16 protein-coding genes are annotated in these 25,204 nt (G+C 35.0%); 8 read left to right on the top strand and 8 right to left on the bottom strand.

From position 1 onward, the window contains the following. Positions 1–33 precede the first annotated feature (33 nt). Complete coding sequence (locus SCB73_RS09410) at positions 34–1,443, top strand: pyridoxal phosphate-dependent decarboxylase family protein (protein ID WP_320569781.1); 1,410 nt, start codon at positions 34–36, stop codon at positions 1,441–1,443. Between the two features lie 330 nt (positions 1,444–1,773). Here SCB73_RS09410 and gldA read toward each other — a convergent pair whose 3' ends face one another. Beyond that, the gene (gene gldA / locus SCB73_RS09415; protein ID WP_320569782.1) at positions 1,774–2,670 is read right to left on the bottom strand and encodes a gliding motility-associated ABC transporter ATP-binding subunit GldA; all 897 of its coding nucleotides are present in this window, start codon (positions 2,668–2,670) and stop codon (positions 1,774–1,776) included. Positions 2,671–2,818: 148 nt separating this feature from the next. Between gldA and SCB73_RS09420 the strand changes: the two genes are divergently transcribed. Together SCB73_RS09420 and SCB73_RS09425 are read left to right on the top strand one after the other, a co-directional pair. Next, the gene (locus tag SCB73_RS09420; RefSeq protein ID WP_320569783.1) at positions 2,819–3,400 is read left to right on the top strand and encodes an outer membrane beta-barrel protein; all 582 of its coding nucleotides are present in this window, start codon (positions 2,819–2,821) and stop codon (positions 3,398–3,400) included. 180 nt (positions 3,401–3,580) lie between these two features. Then, positions 3,581–4,171: an outer membrane beta-barrel protein gene (locus SCB73_RS09425; protein ID WP_320569784.1), complete on the top strand. Its 591-nt coding sequence runs from the start codon at positions 3,581–3,583 to the stop codon at positions 4,169–4,171. 326 nt (positions 4,172–4,497) lie between these two features. Here SCB73_RS09425 and metE read toward each other — a convergent pair whose 3' ends face one another. Beyond that, entirely contained in the window at positions 4,498–6,822 is a 2,325-nt protein-coding gene (gene metE / locus SCB73_RS09430; protein WP_320569785.1) for a 5-methyltetrahydropteroyltriglutamate--homocysteine S-methyltransferase, read from the bottom strand. Positions 6,823–6,979: 157 nt separating this feature from the next. Here metE and SCB73_RS09435 point away from each other — a divergent pair, with 157 nt between their 5' ends. Then, the gene (locus SCB73_RS09435; protein WP_320569786.1) at positions 6,980–7,441 is read left to right on the top strand and encodes an Lrp/AsnC family transcriptional regulator; all 462 of its coding nucleotides are present in this window, start codon (positions 6,980–6,982) and stop codon (positions 7,439–7,441) included. A gap of 198 nt (positions 7,442–7,639) precedes the next feature. Further along, positions 7,640–8,986, top strand: coding sequence for a deoxyguanosinetriphosphate triphosphohydrolase (locus SCB73_RS09440; protein ID WP_320570085.1), 1,347 nt, complete (start codon positions 7,640–7,642; stop codon positions 8,984–8,986). Between the two features lie 151 nt (positions 8,987–9,137). Here SCB73_RS09440 and SCB73_RS09445 read toward each other — a convergent pair whose 3' ends face one another. From SCB73_RS09445 to SCB73_RS09460, 4 genes are read right to left on the bottom strand one after another with little or no spacing between them, the layout of a single operon-like run. After that, entirely contained in the window at positions 9,138–10,139 is a 1,002-nt protein-coding gene (locus tag SCB73_RS09445; RefSeq protein ID WP_320569787.1) for a DUF3078 domain-containing protein, read from the bottom strand. Between the two features lie 36 nt (positions 10,140–10,175). Continuing rightward, positions 10,176–11,963: a 1-deoxy-D-xylulose-5-phosphate synthase gene (locus SCB73_RS09450; protein ID WP_320569788.1), complete on the bottom strand. Its 1,788-nt coding sequence runs from the start codon at positions 11,961–11,963 to the stop codon at positions 10,176–10,178. 52 nt (positions 11,964–12,015) lie between these two features. Further along, positions 12,016–12,684: a hypothetical protein gene (locus SCB73_RS09455; RefSeq protein WP_320569789.1), complete on the bottom strand. Its 669-nt coding sequence runs from the start codon at positions 12,682–12,684 to the stop codon at positions 12,016–12,018. Then, positions 12,681–13,604 (bottom strand): energy transducer TonB, encoded by a 924-nt coding sequence (locus SCB73_RS09460; RefSeq protein WP_320569790.1) that lies wholly within the window; start codon positions 13,602–13,604, stop codon positions 12,681–12,683. The genes SCB73_RS09455 and SCB73_RS09460 overlap by 4 nt, the downstream gene beginning before the upstream one ends. A 59-nt stretch (positions 13,605–13,663) precedes the next feature. Here SCB73_RS09460 and SCB73_RS09465 point away from each other — a divergent pair, with 59 nt between their 5' ends. Continuing rightward, the gene (locus SCB73_RS09465; protein WP_144337533.1) at positions 13,664–14,107 is read left to right on the top strand and encodes a nucleoside deaminase; all 444 of its coding nucleotides are present in this window, start codon (positions 13,664–13,666) and stop codon (positions 14,105–14,107) included. On the opposite strand, the gene SCB73_RS09470 is transcribed toward SCB73_RS09465, so the two are convergent. Next, complete coding sequence (locus SCB73_RS09470; protein ID WP_320569791.1) at positions 14,108–14,641, bottom strand: hypothetical protein; 534 nt, start codon at positions 14,639–14,641, stop codon at positions 14,108–14,110. 227 nt (positions 14,642–14,868) lie between these two features. Between SCB73_RS09470 and SCB73_RS09475 the strand changes: the two genes are divergently transcribed. Together SCB73_RS09475 and pbpC are read left to right on the top strand one after the other, a co-directional pair. Then, positions 14,869–20,541, top strand: a complete 5,673-nt coding sequence (locus tag SCB73_RS09475; RefSeq protein ID WP_320569792.1) for an alpha-2-macroglobulin family protein — start codon at positions 14,869–14,871, stop codon at positions 20,539–20,541. A gap of 219 nt (positions 20,542–20,760) precedes the next feature. Beyond that, positions 20,761–23,136: a penicillin-binding protein 1C gene (gene pbpC / locus SCB73_RS09480; protein WP_320569793.1), complete on the top strand. Its 2,376-nt coding sequence runs from the start codon at positions 20,761–20,763 to the stop codon at positions 23,134–23,136. Between the two features lie 203 nt (positions 23,137–23,339). On the opposite strand, the gene SCB73_RS09485 is transcribed toward pbpC, so the two are convergent. Beyond that, positions 23,340–24,884 carry an Rne/Rng family ribonuclease gene (locus SCB73_RS09485; RefSeq protein WP_248729267.1) on the bottom strand — a complete coding sequence of 515 codons (1,545 nt, stop codon included), beginning with the start codon at positions 24,882–24,884 and terminating at the stop codon, positions 23,340–23,342. Positions 24,885–25,204 lie beyond the last annotated feature (320 nt).

Raw genomic sequence — 25,204 nt, forward strand, 5'->3', positions numbered from 1 at the left:
CTAAATTCGAGGAAACATTTTAACGCAGAAAAAATGAACGCAGTATTACAAAACGATCTTAACAATTTTGAGAATATTTTAGAAAAAACAAAACAACAAGGAATCGATTTTCTGAATAACCTTGATACTATTCCCACTTCAAATAAAAATACAATTGATCCTAAAAGCGTCTTAAACGAATTTGGTTTAGGTTCGGTTGAAGTCTTAAAAGAATTCAATGAACGATTGGCACCTTTGATGGTTTCCTCTCCGGGACCGCGCTATTTAGGATTTGTAACTGGAGGCTCGACTCCGGCATCTATTGTTGGTGATTGGTTGGCTTCAGTTTATGATCAAAATACGCAGGCGGTTAAAGCGCAGGGAGGAGCATCGGCTTTAATTGAATTTGAAACTATAAATTTACTATTACAACTATTTGAGTTGCCAGATTCATTTCTTGGCGGATTTGTAACTGGTGCTACAATGTCGAATTTCACTTGTTTAGGTGTTGCGAGACAATGGTTTGGAAAGCAATTGGGAAAAGATTTTGCTAAAAACGGAATCTCAGAAAACATCAATATTTTAACTGCAACACCACATTCTTCTTCCATTAAATGTCTGTCAATGCTTGGAATTGGGAGTCAAAATTATTCAACTTTAAAAACAATTGAAGGAAACCGTGAAGCAATTGATATTGCAGATTTAGAAGAAAATATCCAAAAGCTAAACGGAAAACCTTTTATTCTGATTTCAAGCGCCGGAACTGTAAATACAGCAGATTTTGACGATTTTGTAGCGATCTCTAAACTACGAGAAAAATATAATTTCTGGTGGCACATTGATGCGGCTTTTGGTGGTTTTGCGGCCGTTTCAGAAAAATTCAAACATTTAGTTGAAGGCTGGGAAGGAGCAGATAGTATAACAATTGATTGCCACAAATGGCTGAATGTTCCGTATGAAAGTGCTTTTTATTTGATTAAAAAAGAGCATGTTAATTTGCAGATTGAAACATTTCAGAATTCGAATGCACCTTATTTGGGAGATCCATTGGAGAATTTTAATTATTTAAATGTTCTTCCAGAAAACTCGCGTCGTTTAAGAGCGCTTCCAGCTTGGTTTTCACTCAAAGCTTATGGAAAAGATGGTTTTAAAGATATTGTTGAAAATAGTACAGCATTGGCCTTGCATTTTGCAAATTGCTTAATTGAGACTGGAAGTTTTGAATTGCTGGCACCAATCAGGCTAAACAATGTTTGTTTTACTCTAAAAGGAAACCACAATCAGGATAAAGTAAGCGAGTTTTTGACAATTTTGAATGATAAAGGAAAAGTCTTTATGACTCCAACTTTATATGAAGGCCGAAAAGGAATTAGAGCTTCTTTTGTAAATTGGCGCACAACGGAAGAGGATGTGAAAATTATTATAGAAGAATTAAAAGCGTCAATTCTAGATTTGGAAATATAAAACCGGAATGACCTAAATATAAAAGAGCCTGTTAACTACAGACAGGCTCTTTACTAACACAAAAAAAAAACAAAAAACAAGAATTGAAAGGTTGATTAAAGCATGAAATTATTAGGTTTCTGTATGCAAATATAACACTATTTATACCAAGTCTAAATAAAAATAGTTAAAAATAAACGATAAAATTTTAATCGGCTGAAAGCGAGTCAATAAACTGCGGTTGAAAATTGCGAAACACAAAGAGAAATTTTTGCATTCCGTGAAAAAAGAAAAACCTATTTATTCTTGGTTTAGAATAAATAGGTTTTGTTGGTATGAATAATTAAAATTTTATTTAGTAATTTCTCTAAAAACGGCTTCCAGATTTTTATTCTTTTGATTTAATTGAAGTGTTTTTAGACCATTTTCATTGGCAAAATCAAATATTGCAGGGCGCATGTCTTTTTCGGTAACAAAAGTTAGCTCCCATGTCATGTCATGCGTATTTACGTATGAAGTGATGTTTTCTAGTTTTGCCAAAAGTTGTTGCTCAACTTGGTAATCAAACTCAACCTCAATCACTTGCTCTTTGTCTGCAGCAACTAAATGATCTAATTTATTGTCGGCAACTATTTGTCCTTTGTCAATAATTATGACACGATCACAAATCGCTTCGACTTCCTGCATAATGTGTGTTGATAAAAAAACGGTTTTATCTTTCCCAACATTTTTGATTACATTTCTGATTTCCATTAACTGATTCGGATCCAGACCTGTAGTTGGCTCGTCTAAAATTAATACATCAGGATTATGCAATAAAGCATTCGCAAGTCCCACGCGCTGGCGGTATCCTTTTGACAATTGGCTTATCTTTTTATGGCTTTCCGGTGTCAGTCCTGTCAGTTGGATAACTTCTTCAATTCTTGATTTTGGAACATTATAAACATCGGCATTAAAAGCCAAATATTCACGAACATACAAATCCAAATATAAAGGATTATGCTCAGGCAAATACCCAATCGAGCGCTGTACCTCTTTTGCGTTTGTCATGACATCGTGGCTATTTACAAGGGCTGAACCGCTATCGGCAAGTAAATAAGTGGTCAAAATTTTCATTAATGTAGATTTTCCAGCTCCGTTTGGACCAAGAAATCCCACGATTTCTCCTTTCTCAATTTTAAAAGAAATCTCATTTAAAGCTTTTTGCTCTCCGTAACTTTTTGATATGCTGTTTACTTCTATCGACATGGATATTTTATTTACTGCAAAAGTAACGAGAAATAGTTTCGATTGCTAGAATTTGTCTTTTAAAGTATTTATAAAAAAAACAAAGAGGCCTGAATTTACGGCATTGTTGTTGTTAAAGGAAACATAAATTTTAAAATAAACCCAAATCATGAAAAAAATTTTAGTGATGGCTGCATTGGCTATCTGCAGTTTCGCAAACGCTCAAAAAGGTTCAATCTTAGTTGGTGGAAACATTGGTTTCACATCTGAAAAATCAGAATTCCAATATGGCGAAGCAACAACAAGCACATTTAGCTTCTCTCCAAAAGTAGGTTACCAATTTAATGATAACTGGACTGTAGGAGGAGAGTTTACTGTTGGTTCATCTAATACTGACAATGGAAATATCGAACATAAAGACAACAACTTTAAATTAGGAGCATTTGTACGTTATTCTGTGCCATTGAGCCAAACTTTTTCTGTTTTTGCAGATATGGGAGCGGGTTTCCAAAATTTAAAAAATAAAACTTACGGTCCTGGAAATGCTTATTCAAAAGATAAAGCTGACGGTATGTATGTAGGTGTGACTCCAGCTCTTTTTATCAACATGAAAAAAGGTTTCGGATTAAACTTCAGCATTGGTGGTTTAGGATACGAAACTTTAAGTTTTGATAACAACGGAGAAGACTACAGTAAATTCTACTTCAACTTTGGTCAAACATTTAATATAGGAGTTTCTAAAAACTTCTAATCTTACGTTTTATATTCAATTTCAGAAAGCATCCGCCGTGGCGGATGCTTTTTTTTTGAAATGTTAAAAATTGCTTTTCGTGTGGTATAAAAGGGTGTCTTATGTTAAGAAAATATTAAATCAGAATACGTGGCATCTTTCTTGTTAAATAGATTAAATCAAATTTAACAAATATCACTTATGAAAAAAATTCTAGTTGTTGTTGCACTGGCAGTGTTCAGTTTTGCAAATGCTCAAAAAGGCTCAGTTTTAGTTATGGGAAGTATTATGTATAATTCTCAAAACGATTCAAATTCGAATTTCGAAAGCAAACAAAATTTTTTTGGTTTTCAGCCAAAGGTTGGTTATCAGTTTCAGGAAAATTGGACAGCTGGTATTGAAGGAAATATTTCAAATTCCAAAAATGATCTAAACGACGGAAGTCTATACAAAGATCATGTTTACAAGCTTGGAGGTTTTTTGCGTTACTCTAAACCATTGGGTGGCATTTTTTCAGCATATGCAGATTTAGGTCTTGGATATAAAAACAGGAAAGAAACTTTTAGAAATACCACAGGCCAAACGTACAATGATAGCGACGGATTTTATGCAAGTTTAACACCAGCGCTTTTTATCGACATTAAAAAAGGTTTTGGATTGAACTTTAATATCGGAGGATTGAATTATTCGGCTTTAAATACGGATTTAGCGGCTGGGATGAAAGGTAAAACGAAGACATTTGAATTTAATTTTGGACAATCATTCTCTATTGGGGTTTCTAAGAACTTCTAATTTTAGATTTTTTAATACATACAAAAGCATCCGCCACGGCGGATGCTTTTTTTTTTGAAAAGTTCTTTTGAAAATAAAAATTTCTCGTCTAGCCCCGATTGAGGCGGCATCCTCGCATCCCGATGGCAATCGGGAGGAGAGATATAGCCGAAAGCGGGACAGAAGCTGTTTTGAAAATAAGAATTTCTGCTTCTAAATTTTAAAATCTAAGGCTGATTAAATTAAAAAAACAATGTCAACATAGTGAAGCCGAAACGAATCATAACTAATTTCCGGACTTCACTTGTTGACATAAAAAAACAAAAATTATATCGAGATAAAAATTACTAAATCACAGGATTTTCTACGGCAGTTCTCATTTCTTGTGCGGCGGCAACCATTTCGATTAAGGCTTTTTTGGTTTCGTCCCAATGACGTGTTTTTAAACCGCAATCAGGATTTACCCAAAGCTGATCTACGGGAATTACAGCCGAAGCTTTTTCAAGCAAACGAACCATTTCGGCACTTGAAGGAACGCGTGGCGAGTGAATGTCGTAAACTCCAGGGCCAATTTCGTTTGGATATTTAAAGTTGGCAAAAGCATCTAAAAGCTCCATTTGCGAACGCGAGCATTCGATCGTGATTACATCAGCATCCATATCGGCGATGTTTTGAATGATGTCGTTGAATTCGCTGTAACACATGTGCGTGTGAATTTGCGTGTCGTCGTGTACGCCACTTGCAGAAATTCGGAATGCGCGAACCGCCCAATCCAAATATTTGGCCCATTCTTCTTTTCTTAACGGAAGACCTTCGCGAATTGCTGGTTCATCAATTTGAATGATTTTGATTCCTGCTTTTTCCAAATCAACTACTTCGTCGCGAATAGCCAAAGCGATTTGCGTACAAGTTTCAGAACGTGGTTGATCGTTGCGTACAAATGACCATTGCAAAATGGTTACAGGCCCTGTCAACATTCCTTTTACCCATTTTGGAGTCAATGATTGGGCATATTGCGACCATTTTACTGTCATTGGGTTTGGTCGAGAAACATCTCCGTAAATTACTGGCGGTTTCACGCAACGGCTTCCGTAACTTTGAACCCAGCCATTTTTAGTAAATGTAAATCCGTCAAGCTGTTCTCCAAAATATTCCACCATATCGTTGCGTTCAAACTCGCCATGAACCAAAACATCGATTCCAGTTTCTTCTTGAAAACGAATGGTCGCTTCGGTTTCTTTTTCGATTAAATCATTGTATTCTTTGGTCGATAATTCACCTTTCTTGAATTTCGCTCTCCAGCTTCTCACTTCGGCAGTTTGCGGGAAAGAACCAATTGTTGTAGTTGGAAATAAAGGCAATTTTAAAGCCTCGATTTGGCTTTTTCTTCGGGTTGCAAATGCACTTTTTCGTTGGTCATCAGAAGCTGTAATTCCAGCAACACGTGCTTTTACTTGGCTATTATGAATTAATTTTGAAGTTTTTCGGTTTTGGTTTGCAATGACATTTCTTTCATAATCAATCGAGTTTTTAATCTCAATTTCGTTTGAAGCAGCTAATTGCTTTAAAATTACAATTTCGTTGATTTTTTGTTTTGCAAAAGCCAGCCATTGTTTGATTTCTGGCGTAAGGGTTTCGTCATTTGTTTCTAAATCTAAATCGCACGGACTGTGGATTAAGGAACACGATGGCGCAATCAAAATTCGGCTTTCGCCTAAAGCATCAACCGCTTTTTTAATTAATTCCAATGATTTTTTGAAGTCGTTTTTCCAGATATTTCTTCCGTCAACAACGCCAAGAGAAAGGCTTGCATTTGAAGCCAATTTTCCTGACTCTAAAATATCATCCAATTGAAGCGGACAACGAACTAAATCTAAGTGGAAAGTGTTGACAGGCAAAGCCAAAGCGGTTTCTAGATTTTCTCCAAAACAGTCAAAATAATTGGCAAAAACAATTTTAAGTTTTGGGAAACGTTTGTTGATTTCGTTGTACACTTTAGTAAAAGCGCTTCTTTCCTTGTCGGTTAAATTTAAAGCCAAGAAAGGTTCGTCAAGCTGAATGTATTCGGCATTTTCGGCTTGCAGTTTTTCAAGAATTTCAAAATAAACCGGAAGCAAAGCATCAAGAAGATCAATTCGGTGAAAGCCTTCTTCTTTTTCTTTTCCTAACAATAAATATGAAACTGGTCCAATTAAAACGGGTTTTGTTTTAATTCCGATAGCATTTGCTTCTTTGAATTCATTGATTATTTTTTCAGAAAACAATTCAAACTTTTGGTTTTTAGTGAATTCAGGAACAATATAATGGTAATTGGTGTCGAACCATTTTGTCATTTCCATTGCTACAACATCTTGACCTTCTTTTTGCGAGCCGCGCGCCATTGCGAAATACAAATCTAGAGATGAATTGTTTTTTGCTAATTCGTGATAACGTGCCGGAATTGCTCCAAGAGTTAAAGTCAAATCCAAAACTTGATCATAAAAAGAGAAATCGTTTGACGGAATTAAATCAACTCCTGCTTCTTTTTGTAAATGCCAGTTTTTAGTACGGATTTCTTTTCCTGCTGCAATAAGTTCTTCTGCAGAAATTTTTCCTGCCCAATACAACTCAGAGGCTTTTTTGAGTTCTCTGTTGCTTCCAATTCTTGGGTAACCTAGGTTATTTGTTTTCATTTTTGATTCAGTATTTTTTACTGAACAAATTTACGTTCTTGGTTTTTATAACTTATATTTGGAGCTAATTTCAGTAAAATGCGTTTTAAAATTCACTTTTAAAAGATTTTGTTACTGTAAAAATGTTTTTAACGAACCTTTAGCCGTAAAAAAAACTATGGAAAATCTAGATAAAACCGATTTGTTGATCTTGAAACACCTTCAGGAAAACTCAAATATCAATACAAAAGACCTTGCGAGCAAATTATTTTTGACCGTTACGCCAGTTTATGAACGAATTAAAAGATTGGAAAGAGACGGTTACATTACAAAATATGTTGCGCTTTTAGACAAGAAAAAAATGAATCGCGGCATGACTGTTTTTTGCAATGTGCGCTTAAAAGAACACGCAAAAAATGTAGGAAGCAATTTTGTAAAAGATATTGTGGCGCTTCCCGAAATAATAGAATGCTACAACATTGCTGGCGATTATGATTTTATGCTGAAGATTTTGGTGCAAGATATGGTTAGTTATCAGGATTTTGTCATGAACAAATTGTCAACCATAGAAAACATAGGAAACACGAACAGTATTTTTGTTATGGGAGAAATTAAACATAGTACGGCATTAGAGTTTTGATTTTTTTTGCCACGAATTTCATCAATTAACACAAATGATTGCGTCAAATTAATTAGTGAAAATTTGTGAAATTCGTGGCGAATAAAACTTAGATCAAATTAAGGGGGGTACATATTTTTATTGAATATTATCCTAAAATAAAACGTATTTTTGACCGTCCTTAAATCTAAAATCAACAATCTGAAATCTAAGAATCAAATGAACTGGGAACAACTTTTATCATTAAAACGACAAGGCGATACAAGCAAAAGATTACGTGTAGAACAAGATGACACGCGTTTAGGTTTTGAGGTCGATTATGACCGAATTATATTTTCGTCGGCGTTTAGAAGTTTACAAGATAAAACGCAAGTTATTCCGCTTTCAAAAACTGATTTCGTGCATACGCGTTTGACGCATAGTTTGGAAGTTTCTGTTGTAGGGCGTTCGCTTGGGCGTTTGGTCGGAAAAAAGATTATTGAAAAATATCCTTATTTAAAAGAAGTTCACGGTTATCACATGAATGATTTTGGGGCGATTGTTGCTGCGGCATCATTGGCACACGACATTGGAAATCCGCCTTTTGGACATTCTGGTGAAAAAGCAATTGGAGAATATTTTTCAAGCGGAAAAGGATTAAAATACAAAGACAAACTTACTGCAAAACAATGGCAGGATTTGATTGATTTTGAAGGAAATGCCAACGGATTTTCGGTTTTGACAGCAAGTCGCCCAGGAATCGAAGGTGGACTTAGAATTTCGTACGCAACGCTTGGCGCTTTTATGAAATATCCAAAAGAGAGTCTTCCAAAAAAGCCAACAAACAAGATTTCAGATAAAAAATACGGTTTCTTTCAGTCGGATAAATTATTTTTTGAAGAAGTTGCTCAGGATATGGGTTTGATTGCCAATAAGGAAGATGGGGATATTGGCTTTGAAAGACATCCATTAGCTTATTTGGTTGAAGCCGCAGATGATATTTGCTATACAATTATTGACTTTGAAGACGGAATCAATCTAGGTTTGGTTTCTGAAGATTATGCTTTAGAATATTTGATCAAATTGGTAAAAGACAATATTGGCGTTGCCAAATACAAATTATTAGAAACGAAGGAAGACCGAATCAGTTATTTGCGTGCTTTGGCAATCGGCGCTTTGATTAATGATGCGGTTGATGTTTTTATTGAAAATGAAGAAGCAATTCTGGCCGGCGATTTTCCTTTTGCTTTGACTGATAAAAGCAAATACAAAGCCCAAATGAATGATATTATCAAATTAAGTGTCGAAAAAATCTACCAGAGCCGTGAAGTTATCGAGAAAGAAATTGTAGGTTATCAAATCATCCAGACTTTATTGGATAAATTCATAACGGCATTTAACAACAAATATGAAGGAACAGCGTCAAATTATGACAAGCTGATTCTGAAAATGCTTCCTGAAAAACATCATTTAGAAAAAGGCAATTTATACGAGCGCTTGCTTCATATTTGTCATTACGTTTCGCTTTTGACAGATGGAAATGCGCTGGAATTATATGAAATGATTCAGGGACGAAAAAATAAGTAAGTCATAAAGTCGAAAGTTGGAAAGTCTAAAAGAATAGCCTTGCGCTGTAAAGCTTTTATTTGATTTTTAAAAAAGCCAACATGAGTTGATTTTATTACCTCAGTTTATTAATTTTCAGACTTTCCAACTTTCGACTTTATGACTTTCGACTTTATTGAAAAGCATAAACTAGACCAACACCCAGAACTTGACGCAATTGCATTCTTGGTCCGTCGTTCACTTGTGTTTTTGCTCCTGTTGTTGGATCAATAACATCTTTTTTGGTTTTGATATCGTCATCATAAACAAGATGAACCCCAATATTGGCTTTTACATACGCATTTACAACAAGATCTAATTTGGTGTCATAATCGACATCGACATTTCCAAATTTATTCAAATAATCGGTGTACAAGCTTAAACGGTTTTCGTAGAAAACGTTTTTATAAATTTCCGTTTTCATATAACCTGTGAAAAGAATACCAAATTCGGCTTTTACTTTCTGGCCTTCTTCGACTAAAATTGTATTATTAGGATCAGCAGGATCAGTCATGTAAACCGCTTTTTTAACCCCAAAAGCTCCCTGATTTGCTAAATCTTGGTCTAAAACTAAAGTTGTTTTTAAGGTTATTGGTGAGAAATAAAAGGTTCTGTTTTTCTTTTTGTTTGAATTTTCAGCTCCGGCTCCAAGGAAAATATAAGCTGGTGCAAATGGTTTCGAAATTGCTACATCTCGGTTTGGATAATTATAACCGTTTGTAAACTGCGTATTGAAATTTAATTTTGAAGAGTAATACCAGTTTGAAATGGTATCTTTTCTAAAACCGTAAGTCGAGTTGAATTGCAAGGCGTCATCTGTTTTTCTTAATTCAATTCCGTCTTGTTTGTTTAAACCATATTTTACGATAAGTTCGTTAACCCATTTATGATTTCGTTTGATATAAGTTCGCCCGAATTCTCCTTTAAAAAGTCCTGAAATCGAGCTGGTTCCCCCCGCGCTCCAGTTCACAAAAGCAATTTCTGAAATGTCAAAACCAAGTTGATTTTTTTTAGTCCAATAAGTTGGCAATTTTGGAAGCTGAGATGGGTCTAGAGTAGTTTGAATAATCTGGGCAAAGTTATTTGATGTACTCAATAGCAATAATAGCAAAAGGGTAGAACGCAATAATTTCATTAGGCTTATTTTTATTTTTTTGGTTGTGCAAAATAATTATTTAGAACCGTTAGAAAAAAGATTTACCAAACTTTTAACGTCAATTTTACACAAATGTTGTAGCTGAGGCACGCTTCCGTGCTCAATAAAATGGTCAGGGATTCCTAAAATTTCAATCTTTTTTTTGAAATTTTGTGATGCTGCATATTCTAAAACAGCACTTCCGAAACCGCCATTTTTCACCCCATCTTCTATTGTAATTACGCCCTCAAATGATGAAAATATATGGTTTAATGTATTGATGTCTAGTGGTTTGATGAAGCTAAAGTTGTAATGGGCAAATTCATCAGCATTGTTGCACCGTTTCAAAGCCTCAATAACATTATTTCCAATTGTTCCGGTCGAAAGCACAGCAATTTTCGTACCATCTTTCAAACATTTTGCGGGACCAATTTCAATTTTTTCATAATGTCCGAAATTTTCTACTTCCCAATTTGGCAAAACACCTCGCCCGCGCGGATATCGAATCGCGATAGGATGATTTAAGCCTAATTGTGCTGTATATAAAATATTTTGAAGCTCAATTTCGTTTAGCGGTGCATGAATAATCATGTTTGGAATTGCTCTTAAATAAGCAATGTCAAAAACTCCATGATGCGTCGCGCCATCTTCACCAACTAAACCCGCGCGGTCTAAACAAAATATGACCGGTAGATTTTGCAAAGCTACATCATGAATAACTTGATCATAAGCGCGTTGCAAAAAAGTCGAATAAATGTTGCAAAATACCACTATTCCCTGAGTCGCCATTCCAGCAGAAAGTGTTACAGCATGTTGTTCTGCAATTCCTACATCAAAAGCACGTTCTGGCAATTCATCCATCATGAATTTTAATGAACTTCCAGAGGGCATTGCAGGAGTAATTCCGATTATCTTTTCATTTTTTTTAGCCAAATCCAAAATGGTTAAGCCAAAAACATCCTGATATTTTGGAGGAAGATTTTCTTCAGATTTAAAATGAATTTCGCCAGTTGAAGCATCAAATTTTCCAGGTGCATGATATTTGACTTGATTTTCTTCTGCTTGTTGTAAACCTTTTCCTTTTGTAGTTACAATATGTAAAAACTTTGGACCTTTTATCTTTTTTAAGCGATTTAATTCTTTGATTAATTTCGGAAAATCATGACCGTCAATAGGTCCAGAATAATCAAAATTCAGCGATTTGATAATATTATTCTGCTTCGGATTTTTTCCATTTTTAACTGCGGTCAGGTATTTTTTCAAAGCGCCAACACTTGGGTCAATTCCGATTGCGTTGTCATTCAAAATAACCAAAATATTGGCATCCGTAACTCCGGCGTGATTCAATCCTTCAAAAGCCATTCCGCTTGCAATGGAAGCATCGCCGATTACCGCAATATGTTCTTTTTCAGAATCGCCTTTTAGTTTAGAAGCAATCGCCATTCCGAGTGCAGCAGAAATAGAAGTAGAAGAATGGCCTACGCCAAAAGTATCATAAATGCTTTCGCTTCTTTTGGGGAAACCAGAAACGCCATCTATTTGTCTGTTGGTATGGAAATTTTCTCGTCTTTCGGTTAGAATTTTGTGCCCGTAAGCTTGATGGCCAACATCCCAAACCAATAAATCATCTGGCGTATTAAAAACATAATGCAAAGCAATTGTCAGTTCTACAACGCCCAAACTCGCGCCCAAATGACCTTCTTTTACAGAAACAATATCAATGATAAAATCTCGTAATTCTTTTGCCAGTTGTGGCAATTGACTTTCGTCTAATAAACGTAAATCGGCTGGATTGTATATGTTTGAAAGTAAATCGCTTTTCATTGTAAGGTAAAAAGCAAATTTACGGTTTTAAATTTAATTTTGCTGTTGCGATCTATTCTAATGTAATTGGCAAAGAATATTGCCTTTTTACTTTTTTTCCATTTGATTCCCCTGGCTGCCATTTCGGACAAGCATTCAAAACTCGGATAATTTCTTGTTCTACATTTTTGTTAATAGCAGGTTCTGATTGAAGGTAAGATACAGAACCGTTTTTTTCTACTGCAAAAGAGAGGTTTATTTTGAGTTTATAAAATCCTGATTCTTCGGGTTTTTTAAATTCTTTTTGGAAAAAAGTTAAAAATTGATCAATCCCGCCCGCAAATTCTGCATTTGTTTCAGATGCAGTTACCGGATTACTGTTGATGTCTTTTTTTGGAACGTTATTTTTTTTGTTTTCTGTTTTTTCAGATTTTGGAACATCGTTAGTTGCTTTTTTTTCCAATTGAGCCTGATCTGTTTTTGATGGTTGTGTTGGAGAATCAGCAGTCTGAATTTTACTATTTTTATCTAATGGAGTTTTATCAACCGCAATTTGTTCTTTTTTAGCACTATCAATTGCAACTTGAATATTTTCAATTTCTTGTTTTTTGGCTTCTTTGTTTTGACAGCTGAAGAATGTTGTTCCTGTTGCAATAAATAAAGTCACCAAAAATATTTTAGAGTAAGAAGTTTGTGTGTATAACATTCGATTGGGGATTTGAATGATAATTTTGTTTTTCATGATTGAATTAATATTGGTAAGCTGTATTTTATTCGTATTTTTTTTCCGTTTTGAGTTCCGGGTACCCATTTTGGAGATAATTTTAAAACGCGTATTATTTCTGTTTTTAATTGTAGATCAGTATTTTTTGGAAATTCAAATGATGTCAGCGAACCGTCTTTATCTATTACGAATGAAACAACAATACGATGTTTTAGATTTTCGACTGATTCGGGCAATTTAAATTCTTGGGCAAAAAAATCATAAAAGGCATTTATTCCATTTGGATAATCTGCTTTTGTTTCGATAGCAGCTCCTATAAAAAAAGTATTATCCTCTTCAATGGAATCTTGTTTAGTTGTTTTCTCACAGTTTATTTTTTCATTAGAAGAATAAAAAGCTGTCTTTTTATTTTTGGACTTATTGTTGTTTTTTGTCTGATTTTCTGGAATTATTTCACCACTAACCATCCTATTTAATTTTTCCAAATTTTCTCGATTGGCATTTTTTTCACGTGGAGGCGACGGAGGCGGCGGCGGAATTTGTTTCAGCTTGTCATCTTGATTCTTATCAGTATCAACAACTTCAATTGTATCTATTTTTTTCTTATTTCCGTCTTTATCTTGACAACTAAATAAAGTTGTTCCCATAGCAATAAATAATGCCAGTAAAAACATCTTGTGATACTGTGTTTGTGAATATAAAACCCGACTCGGAATTTGAATTGTAAGTGTGTCTAATTGTGATTTTCTAAATCTTCCGCAAATTTTATTGTTTTGATTTTGAATGAAATAATGCTGAATTTCTTCTGGAAGCATAGAAGTAAAATCAACAACAGTTTTAGAACAGCTTATACAAAAACGGCCATTATCTTTTGGCGTCATTGCGTCCCAGTTTTCATGGCATGGTTCAGGAATTGTTATTTTGAATTTTCTTTCCATATTCAGATATCAGGAATTAAATGTAATAAAAATTATTTCAAAACCTTATTTTTGCACTTATGGAAAATCCTTTCACCGACGAATATTTTATGAAAAAAGCCCTGCAGGAAGCAGAAGAAGCCTACTTAAAAGGCGAAATTCCTGTTGGAGCCATTGTTGTTGTTGCTGATAAAGTTATTGCGAGAAGCCATAATTTAACTGAATTGCTGAACGACGTTACCGCTCATGCTGAAATGCAGTCCATAACCGCGGCCGCAAATTTTCTTGGCGGAAAATATCTAAAAGATTGCACGCTTTATGTAACGCTTGAGCCTTGTCAAATGTGTGCCGGTGCGCTGTATTGGAGCCAAATTTCAAAAATTGTTTTTGGTGCGCGTGATGAACAGCGTGGTTTTATCAATATGGGAACCAAACTTCATCCTAAAACTACTGTGGTTTCTGGCGTAATGGCCAACGAAGCTGCCGATTTAATGAAACGTTTTTTTCTGGAAAGACGCAAGTAGTTAAAACAAATATCCTCCCATGTAAAAACACATAAATATCATAAAGGAATTAAAGCAAACGATATTGTAAAATGTGTTTTGAGAAAAACCTTTTTTCGAAAGCATTATTTTCAGACTTATTCCTAATGAAAAAAGAAGAATAAGACAGGTGTAAAAGGTAATTCCATTACTGCTTAAGCCACTAGAAAGTTGGCTGGTATAATCTTTTTTCTCAGACTTTACGCTTGTTACAAATTTAAACAATAAAGAAGTCCCAACTGAAATGTTGCCTTCTTCAATAAATTCTTTTGTTGTAGAAAAGACACATCCTTTTTGTGTAAAATAATGATAAGAAACGGTTTGATTTGATTTCCCAGAAGTTCGAACTAAATACTGAGTTATTACATCATTTGTTTTTGAAGCGGGTAAAACATAATAATCTGTAAAAGCTATCAAAATAAAAAATGATATTGCACCCAACAGATAAATAATGATCTTTTTGTTTTTTACAATGAATTCATTTTCAGAGGAGTATGTGTTTGAGTTTTTTGGCATTCTTTTTTAAATTTAGAAATATGAATATACTATTTTAAGAGTCTATTTTTTATAAAACTTCAACAAAAGTTAAAAATCAATATTAGGGAAAATTCTTCTTAAAAAAGCTCGAAAATTATTTTATATTTACTACAATATTAATCATTGATAGTTATAGGAAGTAACAGTCAAATGTTAAAATGTTCTCTGATTTCTTAAAAAATGTAACCCATTAACTCTAAATAAAAGTGAAAGCAAAAGGATTAGTTCTCGTGTTTTGTGTGTTTTTTATTTTTCAATCTTGCGGCAGAAAATCAGCAGCCGATTTTAATTCTGATTTTTCATTATTTAAAGAGTATATAGTCAGTTTCACGGGCGGAATAGTCTCGTCGGAATCTGATATTAGGGTGGTTTTGGCTTTTGATAAAAAAGAATGGAAAGCCAATCAAGAATTAGACAGCGATTTGTTTGATATTTCGCCAAGCGTTGACGGAAAAGTGGTGGCACTTTCGTCAAATACAATTGCGTTTATTCCAGAAAAAAAGTTAAAACCAGGTACAGAATATCAAGTGACTTTGAAATTGGATAAACTGATTACACTTCCAAAAGAGAAAGAAAAAACACTTTCTGAATTCAATTTTACCGTTAAAACAATAAAGCAGGATTTTACCATTAATACGGCTGATATTCAATCGTACAGCAAAGAATATCAATATTTGAATTGTGTGTTGAAAACGGCTGATAATATTGATATTGAAACAGCAAAAAAGCTGGTTGAAGCCAAACAAAAAGGGGATAATCTTAAAATTAAGTTTGATAAAAGTCCGGCTTCGGGCAAAGAATTTCATTTTATAATAGACAGTATTCAGCGTTATTCTGAAGCTTCAAATTTGGAAATTTTATATGATGGAAGTGATTTTGATATTGACCAAAAAGGACAAATCGATTTCCCGATTACCAATATTAATGAATTTAAAATCATAAAAGTCGAAGTTCCAGATGGGAGCAATCAGTCGGTTTTGATAAATTTTTCTGAACCTTTAGAAAAAGGACAGGATTTTAAGGGTTTGGTTTCGATTCAGAATACCAATAATCTAAAATTTTCTACAGATGGGAATTTGCTGAAAGTTTATTTTAATAATGAAAAAGAAGCTCCTGCAAAAAAAGAAGAAGTTATTCCGCTTGAAGAAACGGCAGTTTCACTTGTTGATTCGACAGTGGCAGTTGTTGATAGTGCCGCTGTGGTAGTTTCGGAGCCGGTTGAAGTGGTTCAAGAGGAAGAACCTGAATCAGAGCAAATTGTAGTTGGCGATTTATTAGTCGAGGTTTTTCAAGGAATTGAGAGCCAATATGGCAAAAAACTAGATGCAAATTATTCGGAGAAAATTTCCTTTGATCAAATAAAACCAAGTGTTCGTTTTATTAAAAATGGAACAATTTTGCCAAGTTCAAACAATTTAAAACTAAATTTTGAAGCCGTAAATTTAAGAGCTGTTGATGTAAAGGTTTATAAAATCTACAAAAATAATATTCTGCAGTTTTTACAATACAATGAATTGAATGGAGGTCAAAATCTCAAAAAGGTCGCCCAGCCTGTTGCGAAAACAACACTCAATTTGGTCGAGAGTAAATTAACGAATCCAAGTAAATGGAACACTTTTGCATTGGATTTATCCAAAATTATCAAACCAGAACCGGGAGCAATTTATAGAGTAGAATTTGAATACAAAAAGAAATATTCGCTTTATAAATGTGAAACAACAGAGGGAGATCAAGATGAAAGTGAAGATGAAGAAGAAGTTGATGAAAATGACATAAACTATAGTGGCAACTCGTATGACGATTATTATTATGATGATTATGAATGGCGTGAAAGTCAAGACCCTTGCTCTAATTCGTATTTTTATAATGCAAAAATTGCAACCAATATCTTAGCGTCTGACTTGGGTGTAATTGCCAAAAGAGGAGAAAACAAATCATACTTATTTGCTGTAAATAATATTGTTACGACCGAACCAGTTTCGAATGCGAGAGTAGATTTGTATAATTTCCAACAGCAAAAAATTGGAACACAAGCAACAAGCAGTGAAGGAATTGCATCTTTTCAATTGGATAAATTCGCTTATTTTGCAATTGTTACTCTAGGGGATCAATCGACTTATGTGAAATTGGATGACGGACTTTCATTATCGGTAAGTAATTTTGATGTAGCAGGAGAGACTTTGCAAAAAGGCTTAAAAGGATTTATTTACGGAGAAAGAGGTGTTTGGCGTCCGGGCGATAATTTGTGTTTGTCCTTTATTTTGAATGATGCTGCGAATAAACTTCCGAAATCGCACCCAATTAAATTCAGATTAAATGATCCGAATGGAAAAACAGTTTATCAAACCGTTCAAAAAACAAATGATTTAAATCATTATGCTTTTATAGTTTCAACAAATCAAGATGCGCCAACAGGAAATTGGGAAGCAATGGTAAGTGTCGGTGGAGCAAAATTCTATAAGAGCATCAAGATTGAAACCATTAAACCGAATCGTTTAAAAATCAAAAATACCTTTACAAGAACAATACTTTCATCGTCGTATCCAAATACAGATAATCTTGAAGTGACTTGGCTTCATGGTGCAATTGCGAAGAATCTGAATGTAGAAATGCAGGCTAAATTTTCGCAACAAACGACAACTTTTAAAGGGTATGAAAAATATACTTTTGATGATTTAGTGCGTCAATTCAATACGGAGGAAATCAATGTTTTCTCAGGAAAATTAAACGAAAACGGAAAAGCTTCGGTAAACATTCGACCTCGATTACAAGGTCAGGCGCCAGGAATGTTGCGTGCTTCATTCATCACGAAAGTATATGAAGAAGGAGGAGATTTTAGTGCCGATGTTGTGGCAACGACTTATTCGCCATATAAAACATATGTAGGAATTAAATCACCAGAACTGAATAAATACAACATGCTTGAAACCAGAACGGATAATCGTTTTGATATTGTTACTGTTGATGAAAATGGAAGACCAAAATCGGTTAGAAATTTGGAAGTAAAAGTGTTTAAAGTAGATTGGCGTTGGTGGTGGGATTCGTCAAGCGATAATTTATCAAATTACAATTCTTCGAATGCGACGACTTCTTATAAAACATTTATAGTCAACACTGATTCAAGCGGAAAAGGAAGCATTCATTTTTCATTGACTGATGAAGAATGGGGGCGTTATTTGATTCGTGTTGCAGATAGTGCAGACGGACATGCAACAGCATTGACGGTAAATATCGATTGGCCAATTTGGTCTGGAAAAACACGTAACAGAGATGCTTCGACAGCAAATATGTTGGTGTTTTCAACAGATAAGAAAAATTATGCCGTTGGAGAAAAAGCACAAATTTCTTTCCCTTCAAGCGAAGGTGGGCGCGCTTTAATTTCAATAGAAAACGGATCAAAAGTAGTGCAAACGCTTTGGGCAAAAACAAAAAATGGAGAAACCAAAGTTGAAGTTCCAATTACAGGAGCAATGGCACCAAATGTGTATTTCAATATTACATTATTGCAACCTCATGCTTCGACGAAAAACGATTCTCCAATTCGTATGTATGGAATTGTTCCTATTGAAGTGGTAGATAAAAACACGATTTTGGCACCCACTATTACTATGCCAGATGTTTTGAAACCAGAACAGCCTTTTACAGTGAAAGTAGGTGAGAAATCAGGTAAGGAAATGACGTATACAATCGCGGTTGTCGATGAAGGACTTTTGGATTTAACTCGTTTTAAAACGCCAAATGCTTGGGACAGCTTTTATGTTCGCGAAGCTTTAGGAGTAAAAACGTGGGACGTTTATGATGATGTTATTGGCGCTTATGGCGGAAAAATAAATCAGATTTTCAGTATTGGTGGTGACCAGGATTTAGGCGGTGGAAAAGCTAAAAAAGCAAACCGCTTCAAACCAGTTGTTTTGTATTATGGGCCATTTAAATTAGGTAAAGGAGAAACAAAATCACATCAATTAAAACTTCCAAAATACATTGGTTCGGTTCGAACAATGGTAGTGGCGGGAGATGCAAATACTAGTGCTTACGGAAGTGTAGAAAAAGCTACTCCGGTAAAAAGTCCGTTGATGGTTTTGGCTTCGTTGCCAAGAAAGATTTCACCGTCAGAAAAAGTAACATTGCCAGTGACAGTTTTTGCAACCGAAAATAAAATCAAAAATGTTTCCATTCAGGTAAAAACCAGCAACGGATTACAAGTTATAGGAAGTGCAGTTCAAAAACTAAATTTTGCACAGCCAGATGAAAAAATGGCCTATTTTAATTTGGTTGTCGGCTCAGCTACGGGAATTGCTAAAGTTCAGGTAATTGCAACATCTGGAAGCGAGAAATCGGTTTATGATGTTGAAATCGATATGACGAATCCAAATCCAGTTACGAGTACTTTTACGGATGTTGTTTTAATGCCAAACAGTTCTAAGACAATTTCATGGAAAACCTTTGGAATTGCTGGAAGCAACAAAGCAAGATTAGAAGTTTCGTCTATGCCTTCGATGAATTTGAACGGAAGATTGCAATTCTTGATTCAATATCCTCATGGCTGTGTAGAACAAACTACTTCATCTGTTTTCCCGCAATTGTATTTAGGCGATGTAGCTGATATTGATGCAAAGCGCAAAAGTTTGATTCAGAAAAATGTCACTGCAGGAATTGCAAGATTGGGCAATTTCCAATTGTCAAATGGAGGTCTGCCGTACTGGCAAGGAAATGCAATTGCAGATGATTGGGGGACTTCTTATGCAGGACATTTCTTGATTGAAGCAGAGAAAAAAGGATATGTATTGCCAATTAATTTCAAATCAAAATGGTTATCGTATCAGCAAAAGGAAGCAAAACAATGGCGTTTTGAACCGAAATACGGAAATGACTTAGCACAAGCATATCGTTTATATACTTTGGCTTTAGCCGGAAATGCCGATTTATCTTCAATGAATAGATTACGTGAAACAAAAGGTATTTCTAACGAAAGTATGCTTCGTTTGGCAGCAGCGTATGTTTTAGCAGGTCAAAAATCGGCGGGACAGAGTTTGTTCTTGAAAACGAGTATTGATGGAATCTCAGATGGCTACAGTTATTACTATTACGGTTCTAGCGAAAGAAACAGAGCAATGGCTTTGGAAACGATGCTTCTTTTAGACCAAAAACAAAAAGCATTTGCGACAGCCACAAAATTAGCCAAAGAAATGTCAGCTAATCAATGGATGAGTACGCAAACAACTGCTTACTGCTTGTATGCAATGTCGAAATTTGCGGTGAGCAACGGTCCAAAAGGAATCAATGTTCAGTTTAGTAAAAATGGAAAAGGCGAGACGATAAGCACAGGTAAATCGGTTGCAGATCGTAGTTTGTCTGTTGCTTCTGGTGCAAACAGCATTACGCTTAAAAATAATAAAGCCAATACGGTTTATGTTCGTGTACTGAACACAGGAATTCTGCCAATCGGACAAGAAAATGCGGTTCAAAGTGATGTTACGGCTTCAATTGTTTTCAAAAACAGAAAAGGAAGTGTAATTAATGTCTCAAGAATCACTCAAGGAACTGAATTTGTGGCTGAGGTTACGATTAAAAATCAAAGAGGAGAAAGCATTCAGAATGTGGCATTGTCTCAAATTCTGCCTTCTGGATTCGAAATCGTAAATACTCGTTTCACTGATTATGGAGATGCCGTAAACAACATTGCCGATTATATTGACATTCGTGATGATAGAACGAATTTCTATTTCGGAATGAAAGCCAGAGAAACCAAAGTCTTCCGCATTCTGCTGAATGCATCTTATTTAGGAAATTATTACTTGCCTGGATTGCAATGTGAAGCGATGTATGATAATACATTCTTGGCGAGAACAAAAGGATTCTGGGTTGAGGTTGTGAAGTAAAATTTATTCGCCACAGATTACACGGATTAAAAGGATTTTAAATCTGTGTTAATCTGTGTAATCTGTGGCTGAAAAAAGCTTTGTAAAAAGGTCTCCCGCAGATTTTGCAGATCAAGCAGATAAAAATAAAATCTGCCCAATCTGCGGAATCTGCGAGAGAAAAACTTTGCGAACTTTGCGTAAATCTTTGCGTCTTTGCGGTTAAAAAATAAATCAGTATTGAAAAATAAATTAAAAGCGTTTTTTCAACGTATTATAAATTGGATAAAAAGGAACAAAATAAAATCAGCAATTGCATTTCTGCTCTTGCTGATTTACTATTTTTCGTTACCCCGAACTTTGTTTAAAGAGCCTTATTCAACAGTTATTGAAAGCAAAGAAGGAGAATTGCTCGGAGCCAAAATCGCCCGTGACGGACAATGGCGTTTTCCAGCGCAAGACAGCGTGCCGGATAAATTCAAAAAATGTATTGTTTATTTTGAAGATGAATACTTTTACAAACATCCTGGATTTAATCCGGGAGCGATGGTAAATGCTTTTAAGCAAAATAAAAAAGCCGGAAAAGTAGTAAGAGGAGGAAGCACCTTGACGCAACAAGTTATCCGGTTATCGCGAAAAGGAAAAAACAGAACCTATTTTGAAAAAATCATCGAAATAATTCTCGCTACAAGGTTAGAATTAGGGTATTCCAAAGATGAAATCCTCGAAATGTATGCCGCTCATGCGCCATTTGGAGGAAATGTTGTTGGACTGGAAATGGCTTCATGGCGCTATTTTGGTGTACAATCCAATCAATTATCATGGGCAGAAAATGCTGTTTTAGCTGTTTTGCCGAATGCACCAAGTTTAATTTATCCGGGAAAAAATCAGATAAAATTACTGAACAAACGAAACCGACTTTTATTAAAACTGCATCGGGATGGAGTAATTGATAAGCAGACATACGAACTTTCGATAGAAGAGCCATTGCCTCAAAAACCTTATGATTTGCCTCAAATCGCACCTCATTTATTGCAAAGAGTGGCTAAAAATGAAGAAGGGACTAGAGTAAAAACTACGATTGATTACGCTTTGCAAAATCGCGTTAATCAAATTGCAAGGTATTATTACAATCAGTATAAACAGAATGAAGTTCATAATCTGGCTATTTTGGTAATTGATGTTCAAAGCAGAAATGTAATGAGTTATGTTGGAAATGCTCCAGCAGACAGTGATCACCAAAAAGATGTCGATATTATCGATGCTCCAAGAAGTACAGGAAGTATCCTAAAGCCGCTTTTGTACGCGGCAATGTTGGATGATGGCGAATTATTGCCTAACACTTTAGTGGCAGATGTTCCAACACAGATTTCGGGATATACGCCTCAGAACTTTAATTTAACTTTTGATGGAGCAGTTCCTGCACATCGCGCATTGTCACGTTCGCTAAATATTCCTGCAGTTTTAATGCTTCAGGATTTTGGCGTAAATAAATTTTACGAAGAATTACAGAAATTCAAATTAAAGAACATCAACAAAACACCAGACCATTACGGTTTATCGCTTATTTTGGGAGGCGCTGAAAGTAATTTGTGGGATTTATGCCGAACGTATGCTAATCTTTCGTCTACGGTTAATTATTATACTAAAAATAGGAGTAAATACAGGACGAATGAATTCACAGAGCTGAACTATAAAAACGATTTTAAGCCCGATTTTGGATCAGAAACCAATCAGAAGAATATTCTGGGCGCAGGATCAATTTGGTTGACCTACAACGCAATGGAAGAGGTAAATAGACCTGAAGGTGATGAAGCTTGGAAATTTTATGACAGTTCGTTAAAAATTGCGTGGAAAACTGGAACAAGTTTCGGAAATAGAGATGCTTGGGCTATCGGAACTAATTCAAGATATGTGGTTGGAATTTGGGTTGGAAATGCCACTGGAGAAGGAAGGCCAACATTGACAGGAGTTACGAGCGCGGCACCAATTTTGTTCGATGTTTTTAATTTACTGCCAAGACAAAGATGGTTTGATACGCCTTACAATGATTTGGCCGAAGTTGAGGTTTGCCGTTTAAGCGGTTATCTAGCAAAAGACAATTGCCCAAAAATCAAACAATGGGTTGCTAAAAAAGGAAAATCGACTAAAGTTTGTCCGTATCACAAAACAATTCATTTGGATAAAACAGAACAATTTCAGGTAAACAGCAGTTGTGAAAATGTGGAAAACATTGTGACTAAAAACTGGTTTGTACTGCCTCCTGTTATGGCATGGTATTATAAAAGCCAGCATATTGAATATTTGCCATTGCCACCATTCAAAGAAGGTTGTGAAGGAACACAAACCACTACAATGGATTTTATTTATCCGAAAGCAAACAGCAAAATTTATCTAACGAAGGATTTCAACAGCAACATTCAGCCCGTCATTTTAAAAGTGGCTTATTCTGAAAGAGATAAAGAATTGTTTTGGTATGTTGATGACGTTTATAAAGCTACTACAAAAACTTTTCATGAATTACCGATTACACCAACAACTGGAATACATTACATTACAGTTGTAGATGCTTCTGGGAATGAAATAAGGAGAAAAATTGAAATTGTGAGAGAATAAATTTTAAAAGGGAATACCAATTTTAAAATTCCAAATTCTAACTTTTTGTCAGGCTGAGCGGAGTCGAAGCCCACGCGCTAATTGTAGCCTCCTTCAACTTTGCTCAGGATGACATTCTAAAATATAAGGCTAAGCGAGATTGCTTTTTTCTTCACAAATAGACATAAAAAAACCGTCCCGATGCATCGGGACGGTTTTGTTTTTTATTCTGAAATAACATTTCCTTTTTTATCATAGAAATGGTATTCTAAGTACGTGTAAGCGTCACGAGGTATGATTTTCACCCACTTTTTATGTTCAAAAAACCATTTTGAACGTAATGATGGAAAACCTTTGCTGAGGTATGCAGCCACAAACGGATGTGTGTTGAGCACAACTTTATTGTGGGTTTTTAAAAGTCTTTCTAAATCAGCGGTGATCTTATCAATGATTAAAATTGGAGCTTCAATTTCGCCATTGTGTTTATTAGGATCTTCCTCTCTAGTTTTGATATTCACTTCTGGTCTTACGCGCTGTCTTGTAATCTGGACAAGTCCAAATTTACTTGGCGGTAATATTTTATGCTTTGCTTTATCGTCGCTCATTTCTTCTCGCAAGAAGTCGAACAAAACTTTCCTATTTTCTGGATTAGACATATCGATAAAATCAACTACTATGATGCCACCCATATCTCGAAGACGCAATTGTCTTGCGATTTCTGCCGCTGCAATCATATTTACTTCCATGGCTGTGTCTTCTTGGTTGGTCGCTTTGTTAGAACGGTTTCCGCTGTTTACGTCTATAACGTGCAATGCTTCAGTGTGCTCTATGATAAGATAAGCGCCTTTACTCATGGAAACAGTTCGGCCAAATGAAGTTTTGATTTGTCTCTCTATATTGTATTTCTCAAAAATCGGAGTGTCATTTGATTGATAAAACTTAACAATCGATTGTTTTGAAGGTGCAATTTCTTGCAGATATTCCTTCGTTTGATGGTACAACTCTTCATCATCTATTTGAATACCGCTGAAGGTATCGTTGAATACATCTCTTAATATAGAAGAAGCTCTGTTAAGCTCTCCTAACACTTTTGATGGATGATGAGCAGTTGGTAATTTTTTACACATTGCAGACCATCTGCCAAGCAGGTTCTGCAAATCTTTTTCTAATTCGGCTACGTTTTTGCCTTCGGCTACTGTACGAACAATAACACCAAATCCTTTAGGTTTGATCGATAGAACAAGTTTTTTTAGACGATCCTTTTCTTTTTTGTCTTCTATTTTTTGAGAAATAGAAACTCGATCAGAGAAAGGAACTAGAACGATAAATCTTCCGGCAAGAGAAAGCTCAGCACTTATTCTTGGGCCTTTGGTAGATATAGGTTCTTTAACTACTTGAACTAAGACAGATTGATTGGCACTTAAAATATCAGTAATGATGCCATCTTTGTCAATCTCTTTTTCAAACTGAAAGGTTTTTAGGGAGAAATCTTTTAATTTACCTGCGCTTACAAGTTTTATGAATTTCAGCTGAGAAGCTAGATTTGGACCCAAATCGTGATAATGTAAAAAGGCATCTTTTTCGAAGCCCACATTCACAAAAGCAGCATTAAGTCCAGCAACTGGTTTTCTGATTTTGGCAATAAAAATATCACCAACCTGAAAGTTGCTTTTTTCTTCTTCTTTGTGTAATTCAATTAGTTTTCCATCTTTTAATAAGGCAAAATCTACTGCTTCAGAACTAGATCTAATGATTAATTCTTTATTCACACTGTAAATTTTTATCTGTTTTTTCAGAAAATAGAATATAGAGAATAGAGTATAGATTTATTAAAAAACCTAAAATCTGAAATCTAAAATCTAAAATCTTATCTACAGATGGATTAAACAATATTTTTAACAGGTATTAACCCGGTGAAAAGAAGATTAGTAGAGAATAGAGTAAAGCGAATAGACTTTTTGTTGTCTATATTCTATTTTCTTTTCTCTTTCATCTTTTTTCAATTTCAATGAACGTTTAAAAAGAAAAAAGTAGTTTAAAACTACTTTTTCTTTTTGTGGCGGTTAGCTCTCGCTCTTTTTTTACGTTT

Source organism: Flavobacterium sp. KACC 22761, assembly GCF_034058155.1.
Classification (GTDB): Bacteria; Bacteroidota; Bacteroidia; order Flavobacteriales; family Flavobacteriaceae; genus Flavobacterium.

Coding starts and splice junctions, on each gene's coding strand:
- SCB73_RS09410 (WP_320569781.1), top strand. CDS start 34: ATGAACGCAGTATTACAAAACGATCTTAACAATTTTGAGAATATTTTA.
- gldA (WP_320569782.1), bottom strand. CDS start 2,670: ATGTCGATAGAAGTAAACAGCATATCAAAAAGTTACGGAGAGCAAAAA.
- SCB73_RS09420 (WP_320569783.1), top strand. CDS start 2,819: ATGAAAAAAATTTTAGTGATGGCTGCATTGGCTATCTGCAGTTTCGCA.
- SCB73_RS09425 (WP_320569784.1), top strand. CDS start 3,581: ATGAAAAAAATTCTAGTTGTTGTTGCACTGGCAGTGTTCAGTTTTGCA.
- metE (WP_320569785.1), bottom strand. CDS start 6,822: ATGAAAACAAATAACCTAGGTTACCCAAGAATTGGAAGCAACAGAGAA.
- SCB73_RS09435 (WP_320569786.1), top strand. CDS start 6,980: ATGGAAAATCTAGATAAAACCGATTTGTTGATCTTGAAACACCTTCAG.
- SCB73_RS09440 (WP_320570085.1), top strand. CDS start 7,640: ATGAACTGGGAACAACTTTTATCATTAAAACGACAAGGCGATACAAGC.
- SCB73_RS09445 (WP_320569787.1), bottom strand. CDS start 10,139: ATGAAATTATTGCGTTCTACCCTTTTGCTATTATTGCTATTGAGTACA.
- SCB73_RS09450 (WP_320569788.1), bottom strand. CDS start 11,963: ATGAAAAGCGATTTACTTTCAAACATATACAATCCAGCCGATTTACGT.
- SCB73_RS09455 (WP_320569789.1), bottom strand. CDS start 12,684: ATGAAAAACAAAATTATCATTCAAATCCCCAATCGAATGTTATACACA.
- SCB73_RS09460 (WP_320569790.1), bottom strand. CDS start 13,604: ATGGAAAGAAAATTCAAAATAACAATTCCTGAACCATGCCATGAAAAC.
- SCB73_RS09465 (WP_144337533.1), top strand. CDS start 13,664: ATGGAAAATCCTTTCACCGACGAATATTTTATGAAAAAAGCCCTGCAG.
- SCB73_RS09470 (WP_320569791.1), bottom strand. CDS start 14,641: ATGCCAAAAAACTCAAACACATACTCCTCTGAAAATGAATTCATTGTA.